This is a genomic window from Pseudoalteromonas sp. S408, from assembly GCF_005886645.1.
Lineage (GTDB): Bacteria > Pseudomonadota > Gammaproteobacteria > Enterobacterales > Alteromonadaceae > Pseudoalteromonas.
The window spans coordinates 1-8,715 of record NZ_PNDY01000025.1; the positions used below are offsets into that span (position 1 = coordinate 1).

At 39.8% G+C, this 8,715-nt stretch carries 8 protein-coding genes; 1 reads left to right on the top strand and 7 read right to left on the bottom strand.

All coding sequences use genetic code 11. The features are described 5' to 3' along the window. The 7 genes from CWB62_RS16075 to CWB62_RS16105 all read right to left on the bottom strand — a co-directional run. A partial coding sequence (locus CWB62_RS16075; protein WP_249313605.1) for an alpha/beta hydrolase-fold protein occupies positions 1 to 321 on the bottom strand: 321 nt, incomplete at its 3' end. Position 322: 1 nt separating this feature from the next. After that, the gene (locus tag CWB62_RS16080; RefSeq protein WP_138528181.1) at positions 323 to 1,219 is read right to left on the bottom strand and encodes an acyl-CoA desaturase; all 897 of its coding nucleotides are present in this window, start codon (positions 1,217 to 1,219) and stop codon (positions 323 to 325) included. A gap of 7 nt (positions 1,220 to 1,226) precedes the next feature. Further along, positions 1,227 to 2,075, bottom strand: a complete 849-nt coding sequence (locus tag CWB62_RS16085) for a hypothetical protein (protein WP_138528183.1) — start codon at positions 2,073 to 2,075, stop codon at positions 1,227 to 1,229. A gap of 344 nt (positions 2,076 to 2,419) precedes the next feature. Beyond that, positions 2,420 to 3,727, bottom strand: coding sequence for a DEAD/DEAH box helicase (locus tag CWB62_RS16090; RefSeq protein WP_138528185.1), 1,308 nt, complete (start codon positions 3,725 to 3,727; stop codon positions 2,420 to 2,422). A 159-nt stretch (positions 3,728 to 3,886) separates the two neighbouring features. Next, entirely contained in the window at positions 3,887 to 5,080 is a 1,194-nt protein-coding gene (locus tag CWB62_RS16095; protein ID WP_058405263.1) for an alpha/beta hydrolase-fold protein, read from the bottom strand. 110 nt (positions 5,081 to 5,190) lie between these two features. Continuing rightward, positions 5,191 to 7,011: a glutamine--fructose-6-phosphate transaminase (isomerizing) gene (glmS, locus tag CWB62_RS16100; RefSeq protein WP_058405264.1), complete on the bottom strand. Its 1,821-nt coding sequence runs from the start codon at positions 7,009 to 7,011 to the stop codon at positions 5,191 to 5,193. Positions 7,012 to 7,057: 46 nt separating this feature from the next. After that, positions 7,058 to 7,822, bottom strand: coding sequence for a DeoR/GlpR family DNA-binding transcription regulator (locus CWB62_RS16105; protein ID WP_058405265.1), 765 nt, complete (start codon positions 7,820 to 7,822; stop codon positions 7,058 to 7,060). 154 nt (positions 7,823 to 7,976) lie between these two features. Here CWB62_RS16105 and CWB62_RS16110 point away from each other — a divergent pair, with 154 nt between their 5' ends. Beyond that, a complete protein-coding gene (locus CWB62_RS16110; protein WP_058405266.1) occupies positions 7,977 to 8,504 on the top strand; it encodes a sugar O-acetyltransferase in 528 nt (175 codons plus the stop codon). Positions 8,505 to 8,715: the final 211 nt, after the last annotated feature.

An 8,715-nucleotide genomic window follows, 5' to 3' on the forward strand; every position in this document is an offset into this window, starting at 1 on the left:
AATAGAGCCTTTTTCGTAACCAATGGCGACAATAATCGCCTGCTGCATTTTGCCGCTATTCATAGGAAACCGTGTAGCCCCTGCCACTATAGGGAAGGTATACGGCGCATCGGTTAAATAAATAACGGGGTATGTTTTATTTAGCTTATTTTTATATGACTTAGGCAATTGAATGTAAACAGGATAAACGCGCTTACTGGACAGTTCGGTTAGTTGAATAACGCTACTTCTAGGAATTTCGTAAGGCGTATTTGCACTTAATTTAAAACACGTTAATACACAAAATAATAATAACCATTTTAAAGGAGAATTAGTTTTCATATTAGGAGTCAATTCTTTTTAATTCGCTGCGCACAGGGAGGTCTTCGGGTTGGATTAAATCCCAAACCAAGCCTAGTTTTTCTAGCTTTTTAAGTACTAGCCAACCAACATCTAATTGACCTTTTTCCAATGCAAAATTGGCTGAACCAGGAAATGCGTGATGGTTGTTATGATAACTTTCACCCATTGTTAGCAACGCAGCAAAAGGGACGTTATAACCTTGAATACGCGCTTGGTTTACATGCCAATGCCTTTGACCAATATTATGTGCCAAGTAACCTATCAGCCAATGACCTATAATTGAGATGCTTACTCTCACGCATATACCCCAAATAACCCAAGATATACCTCCTAACAACAATAGTAAAAACGCTAAAGGGAGCTGTTGTAACATCCATGTTTTATCCATCCAACTATACACTCGACTTTCTATTACCTTAGTTTCTATATTAAATGTAGGTGAATTATTTAATCTAATATCGTAAAAGAGTTGCCAACAAAAGTCTTTCCACATAGGTTGCTTATGGCCAAAGTAATCATGACACGCAGGTTGTCGCTGCGCCCAGTCGCGCATATCATGGGTTTTAATCATACCAATTGGCCCAGCTAAACCCACAATGACACCTAAGTGTACAAAAAAGTATTCAAGCCAAAGCGGGCATTTATAACTCTTATGTATAAGCCTGCGATGCATACCCAATGAGTGTCCCAAACACAAAATGATGCTCGTCGTTGCAATAAATACCAGCAGCGCACTGAATGAAAATGTATACCACCCACCTAAAACGGCAGTTAATAGCATACCGCCAACCCATAAAACCTTTATTGGAGATAAAACTACATCCCCGACGCTAGCATTACTTTGCTCACTAGTTATAACTCTTTCATTAGTATACATTGCGGCCCTAAGCTGTTTCAGGAATGAATAATTCACTTAAAAGCATATCTGCAGTTTGTCCAATGGCATATTTTTGAAGTGGACCAAAATACCAAGCAGGATCTAAAAATCGATAATAATAAATAGTCAGCATCACTTTTGTATTTTCATTATCTACTTTTATAAACCGGATTTCGGTTCCTTTTAGCTTTAGATAATTACTTATGTAGCTTGTATCTTCTAAAAAGGTGGTACGAATATAGTCATCTTCAACTTGAGTTAACTCAAGTTTCATACGCCCTTTGTGGGTATTTGTTACAAACCAACGATGATAAGTAAAATCAATATTATGTACATCTCCCGCCGATAATGTACCTGCATCTATATTGTTGGGCATAGGGAACAAACTTAACAGCCAATTACGCTCTATATTTAAATGCATTGGCTCAATAAGCTTATTTTTTATTTCTTCTGGGGTAGCGCTGATAACTATATTTTTAGTTATTGAATATTCTCTTTCAAAGCTAGTACTTGGCACTACACCTTCAAATGCACTTAAAAAAATAACGACAGGTAAGATATGAGCGTAATATGACCCTTTGTTTCTACTCTTTAAATAGCAGGATAGAAGCTGAAATAAGTACATAAGAAATAATACGCCAAAGTAAATGGGCATAAACATGATCACACATACAAAGCCTTCAAACAAAACAATCGACGTGCCAAACATAACAATTAACGACCACAATACTAAATGTCCGTAATACCGATTTAAGCTTGGTTTTTCAGGCTTTTTAACTATGTACAGCAAAGCAACAGATACAAAAAAAGGGACGCCAACATAGAGCAAAGCGGTTCGGTCAAAGTTATAAGACATTAGTGCGCGAATGAGCAGCGAACAAACACCTATCAATAGTAGGATTGAAATATTTCTGCGCCGTTTACTTATATGACTAGGAGCTTTATTTTTCTGTGTTTTTACCATTACATACCCTGCATATTTTAATTTGCTATGAATACGTAATAATTGGTTTTATACCAAATAAACATGATCCATATGCCATTTTTATATTTCCAAAAAGCCTCTACTTAATGTGACTTGCAACCTATAAAAACCTAAATACACAGTTAAAGCAAGAAATTAAAGACAATAAAAAAGACGCAAATGCGCCTTTTTAAAAATATAATATGCTGATAATTATAAGCAATTACTATAAAACCTTACTTAGAACGATTTCGCCAACCACTCCATGCATCATCTTCTGGGTTCACTTTGTTTTTCTTCTTTTTCTTACCTGTGCCTTCTGGCTTTGCCATTGGCTTGTCGTTTTTAAGCGCATCAGCTGCATCAAGGTTTGCTTGGTTTACAGCAAAACCCGTTACCTCCTCACGCTCTAAACGAAGTTTGTTTTTTTTCTCGATTATTTTAAAGTGATGAAAGTCTTCATAATCAATTAACGATAATGCTAAACCCACTTCACCAGCACGGCCGCTTCGGCCAATACGGTGCATGTAATCAGCGGGGCTACGCGGTAAGTTAAAGTTAATAACAACAGGCAGTTTAGCAATATCTAAACCACGGGCTGCTATATCGGTGGCAATAAGTACTTCTATTTCGCCAGCTTTAAATTTTTCTATTACGCGAGTACGCTCACTTTGGCCTTTATCACCATGAAATACCTGTGCGTTAATACCACGCTTTTCAAGCTTACCCGCTAAGTGCTCACAGTCTTTTTTAGCGTTTACAAAAGTAAGTGCTTGGCGCCATTTATGTGCTTTTATTAAATGCGCTAAAACCGTGGTTTTTTCGCCTTTATTAACCGTAAATACGCGCTGTACTAAGGTGCTTTCGTCTTTGCTTTGAACTTGTATTTCAACTGGGTTAGTTAACAGTTCTTGCGTTAATTGAGTGACTTGCTCTGGGAAGGTCGCTGAAAACAACATAGTTTGTTTTTTAGCAGGCATTAACGCCAATAACTCAGCAAGCTCTTCGGTAAAGCCAAGGCTTAGCATGCGGTCAGCTTCATCAAGCACTAGGGTTGTTACTTTATCGAGCTTAATAGCATTGCTTGAGATTAAATCAAGCAAACGCCCTGGCGTTGCAACAATAATATCGGCGCCGCCGCGCAGTGCCTGCATTTGTGTATTAACCGACACACCACCGAATACCGCTACCGTTTTAATTGCGCCATTAAAGTTAGCTGAATACGATTTCACGCTATCGGCCACCTGCGTCGCAAGCTCGCGGGTAGGTACCAAAATAAGCCCTGATACAAAGTTACCTTTGCTAGCTGTTTTTTTAGCGCCTTGCTCTAAAAATAGGGTTTGTAGCATAGGCAAAGCAAACGTTGCTGTTTTACCTGAGCCAGTATTTGCCCCCGCAATTAAGTCACTTCCCGCCAAAATACTCGGAATTGCTTGTGCCTGAATAGGTGTAGGTTGTGTGTATTCAAGATCAGACAATCGAGCAATTAGCTCTGGAATCAGGCCAAGTTCGTTGAAATTGCTAGGATTTGCGGCAGAGGTCATAAAATATGCGGGCTCATTACTAAAATAGCCTGCAATTTTAGCGTATTTATTGCCCGTTAAGTAGGGGTTAGTGATTTTAATGTGGTTTTAGAAAAAGAGAAAAGCTGTTACTCCCTTTTCTCTTTAAATATATAACAATCGAGTTGGATTAAAAAGTGGTTATGTTTCGTCTTTGCCTAAAGCTATTTGTAGTCTAGCTTTTGTTTCTTTTAAGTAATTTATATAAGGATATGAGTCGTCTGCAATTGCTAAAGCAGACTCCACCTGCTCAAGCGCTTGGCGAGTATCCCCTTGCATTTCATAACCGTAGGACAATGCCGAAAGCGCATCGACTGATTTTGGGTGGTTTTTTATATTGTATTTAAACACTTCGATAGCATGGGTAAACTGCTTGCTACCCGTTAAGTTATAACCGAGTGATCTAACAGCGCGATCCGGTGGCGCAATCTGCTCGCCCCATTGTTGAGATAATGTTTGATAGTAAGCATCGACAGAGGCTACATCGTCAGTTAAAGCACTTATAGACATTTGTTTAGGTAAAAATAAGTTGTAATAAGCATTAAATATACCTGCAGCAGAGGTTAAACCGTGCGAGATGCCATCAAACGCATCACTATAGAAGCGCAACCCTCGCACTTCATGTGATTGCAGTGATTGCTGTAATTCATCGTACCTTTGACGCATTATGCCGGCTTCTTCGCCTATATTGATATAAACGTAGTTATTCAGGTTTTTTGATTTATTGATGAACGACTTAGTCGTCTTTACAGATGCGCCATAGTTCCACCAAACGGCAGGGCTGTAAGCAATATGCGCTTGAAATAGTTCGGGCTTTGCCTGCAACGCATATAGCGCAAATACACCTCCAGCAGATGCGCCAGCAATCACTTTATAATTGTGCGTACGATAACTTTTATTAATCAAGGGTATAAGCTCTTGCTCTATAAATGCTAAAAACGTTGCTGCGCCACCGCCTTCACCTACCGGGCCTTGTGGCTCTTTATTAATTGTGGGGTATAAATCTCTTAAGCGATTGGTGTTTTCAATAGCGACAATAATAACCTCTGGCGCACGATTATCATTTTGTAAACGCTCAATAACAGCGCTGGCAAGCGGTATATTACCCGCGCCATCTAAGCGATAAATGACCGGATAAACTTTGTTTGGATTAGCTTGATAACTCTTTGGAAGCTGGACTACAACTGTGCGCTCTTCGTTTAAAACGGCTGATTTAATAGTATGTGTTTGTTGCGTATAACTAATGGTTTGCTGTTTTAAATCAGGCTCTGCAAGTGTGCCACTAGAATAAAATATAAATAAACTACATATAAAAACAGCGGTTAATAAACGCATGACTAATCCCTTAGAAAATAATAAGTTATTAAAGCTAACAGACTTTTAGGCACAAAAAAAGCGCCTTAAGCGCTTTTTTAACATTAATAAAAATCTATAACCTTTTGATTTTACTCAACAGTAACCGATTTAGCTAAGTTACGTGGTTGGTCAACGTCGGTACCCTTAATTACCGCTACGTAGTACGACAACAGCTGTAATGGCAATGTGTAAACAATTGGCGCAATAATGTCGTCAGTGTGGTTTACGTTGATTACACGCATTGTGTCGTCTGACTCAAAGTGTGAATCTTTATCTGCGAATACGTAAATAATGCCGCCACGTGCGCGTACTTCTTCTACGTTTGATTTAAGCTTTTCTAATAGCTCATTGTTTGGCGCTACAACAATAATTGGCATATCAGCATCAATAAGTGCAAGTGGGCCATGTTTTAGCTCGCCCGCTGCATAAGCTTCTGCGTGAATGTACGAAATCTCTTTAAGCTTAAGCGCACCTTCCATTGCAATTGGGTATTGCGAACCACGGCCTAAAAACAGTGAGTGGTGTTTATCGGCAAATTCTTCTGCAAGGTCTGCAATACCATCAGCTAGTAGTAATGTTTCTTCAAGCTTGGCGGGAAGTACTTTTATAGCATTTACAATGGTGCTTTGATCAAGCTGTTTTTCTTGCGCTATAGACGCAGTAAGCATTAACAAACCAACTAATTGTGTTGTAAATGCTTTAGTAGAAGCTACACCAATTTCAGCGCCTGCTTTAGTCATAAAGGCAAGGTCAGATTCGCGCACAAGCGATGAACCCGGTACGTTACAAATGGTCATTGAGGCCATGTAACCTTGCTCTTTAGCTAAGCGTAATGCCGCTAGCGTATCGGCTGTTTCACCCGATTGTGAAATAGTCACAAGTAGGCTGTTTTCGTGTACATACGATTGGCGGTAACGGAACTCAGAGGCAATCTCAACATTACAGCTAACGCCTGCAAATTGCTCAAGCCAGTAACGGGCAACCATACCTGAGTGGTATGACGTACCACAGGCAATAATTTGCACATGTTTTACATCTTTAAATATTTGCTGAGCGCTGTCGCCAAAGGCGTCAATTGCTACGCGGTCATCGTTTAAACGCCCTTCAAGGGTATTACGTACCGCAAGTGGTTGCTCGTAAATTTCTTTTAGCATGTAGTGGCGGTAGTCGCCTTTGCCTGATGCGTCTTGCGTGATGTTTGATTCAATCACTTCACGCTCTACAGCGTCGCCGTTTTCGTCAAAAATTTCAACAGTATCGCGGGTAATGCGGGCTACGTCACCTTCTTCTAAAAATATAAAGCTACGTGTAACAGGTAATAGTGCTAGCTGATCAGAGGCAATAAAGTTTTCGCCAAGGCCTAAACCTATAACCAGTGGGCTACCTGAGCGCGCTACGATGATTTCGTTGTCGTTTGCTTTATCAAATACAACTGTACCAAACGCACCTTCAAATTGCTTAACCGCAGCTTGTACTGATGCTAGTAACGTAGTGTGTTGCTTACGAAGCTTATGAATTAAGTGCACCATTACTTCGGTATCGGTTTCAGACAAGAACTCGTAGCCCTCTTCTTTAAGCGATGCGCGTAGGCTTGCGTGGTTTTCAATAATACCGTTATGCACAAGTGCTAGCTGATTGTTTGATACATGCGGGTGAGCGTTCTCTTCAGTAACACTGCCGTGTGTTGCCCAGCGAGTGTGTGCAATACCTGTATGACCGCTGACGCCTGCTTTCTCAAGTGCAGCTTCTACGTTTACTACTTTACCTACAGCTTTTACAGTATTTAGTGTAGAGCCTTCTAAAAGTGCTACACCGGCAGAGTCATAGCCACGGTATTCAAGACGTTTAAGGCCTTCAACTAAAATTTTGTTTACTGGACGTTCTGCAACTGCCCCAACTATTCCACACATAGTGTCTCCATTAATTTTTTAATTCTAGTAACTCGCTTTGTAGTTACTAATCAATAATCTCTGCACAAATTAGTTTTACACCACACGCCTCAATCGCTTTGCGTTTATCATCTGCTAAGCCAGTATCGGTTATTAAAGTGGTTACTATTTTCCACGGTAATTCTAAATTTGGTATTTTTCGGCCAATCTTATCTGATTCAACCATTACTATTACTTCACGGGCTGCTTTAGCCATTACTTGGCTTAAGCCGACTAGTTCATTAAAGGTAGTCGTGCCGCGCTTTACATCTATGCCATCTGCACCAATAAATAATTGATCGAAGTCATAAGAGCATAATACGTTTTCGGCAACTTGCCCCTGAAACGACTCAGAATGTGGATCCCATGTACCACCGGTCATTAAAAGTGTTGGCTCGTTTTCAAGTGAAAGTAAACGGCTCGCCACTTTAATCGCATTGGTCATTACAACTAACCCGCGTTTATTTGCAAGTTCTGGGATCATTGCGGCCGTAGTGCGCCCGCTATCAATAATAATGCGGTTATGATCTTTTATAAGTGCAGCTGCAGCCTTAGCTATAGCTACTTTGCGCTTTGAGTCTATCTCGTCACTTACAATTTCTTTAGGCAGTGCAATAGCTCCACCATAACGGCGCAGTAACAAGCCGCTTTTTTCAAGCGCGGTTAAATCTTTACGAATGGTTACTTCAGATGTTTGAAACTGCTCAGCGAGCTTTTCAACAGCCACTTCACCTAGCTCATTTACCTGAGTAAGTATTAAATGACGGCGTTGCTGTGTGTTTCGTTTAGTCATAAAGCTCGTAAATTAAGTTTCGTTTCGAAAGATATGTAATTCTAAACGAAACTAGTTAAATGGCAAGTGAACGAGCAAAAATAAAGCAGCTTTCAACGAGTAATAATAAAGGTAAAATAGCTTTAGCACCTTTTAACTAAACAAAGAAACCCTAATGCAGCCATTTAATAGCTTAAACAAAGAGCTTTTAGCCCTACGTAAACAAACAGGCGAAATATGCCGACTCTTTAATAAAAGCCCGAGTAAAGGCAATTTAAAACGTATTAAAGAGCGATTCGCTCAATGCGGTGAAGGGGTAATTATAGAATCAGGTTTTCATTGCGATTATGGTAATCAAATAACTATTGGTGATCGTACTTTTATAAACATTAACTGTACTGTTTTAGACGCCCCAATTAATGAAGCTTCAATTACAATTGGTGATGACTGCTTAATTGGTCCTAACGTGCAGTTGTTAGCGGTATTTCATGCTGTTAACCCTACACAGCGACTCAATAAAGAAAACTTTGCATCACCTATCACAATAGGTAATAACGTGTGGATTGGCGCAGGCGCTATTATTTTAGCAGGAGTATCTATTGGGGATAACAGTGTAATAGGTACTGGCTCGGTCGTTACCAAAAGTGTAAAGGCGAATACAGTTTTTGCTGGTAATCCAGCTCGACAAATAAGAGCATTATAATCAATGTGTTTTTAGTGTCAGGAGTCACATTGAAATGCTGCACTATCATGGCCAATGCATTGGATAGCCAAAACACTATTCACAAAGAGGCGCTTCGCTTAAGAGAGGCTGCGCTTTAGAGAAAGAAATACTTAATTTTTACTTTTCTTTAGATGTAAAAAAGCCCGACTCTTTCGAATCGGGCTTTCTTGTATTTGAAGCCTGGTAATGT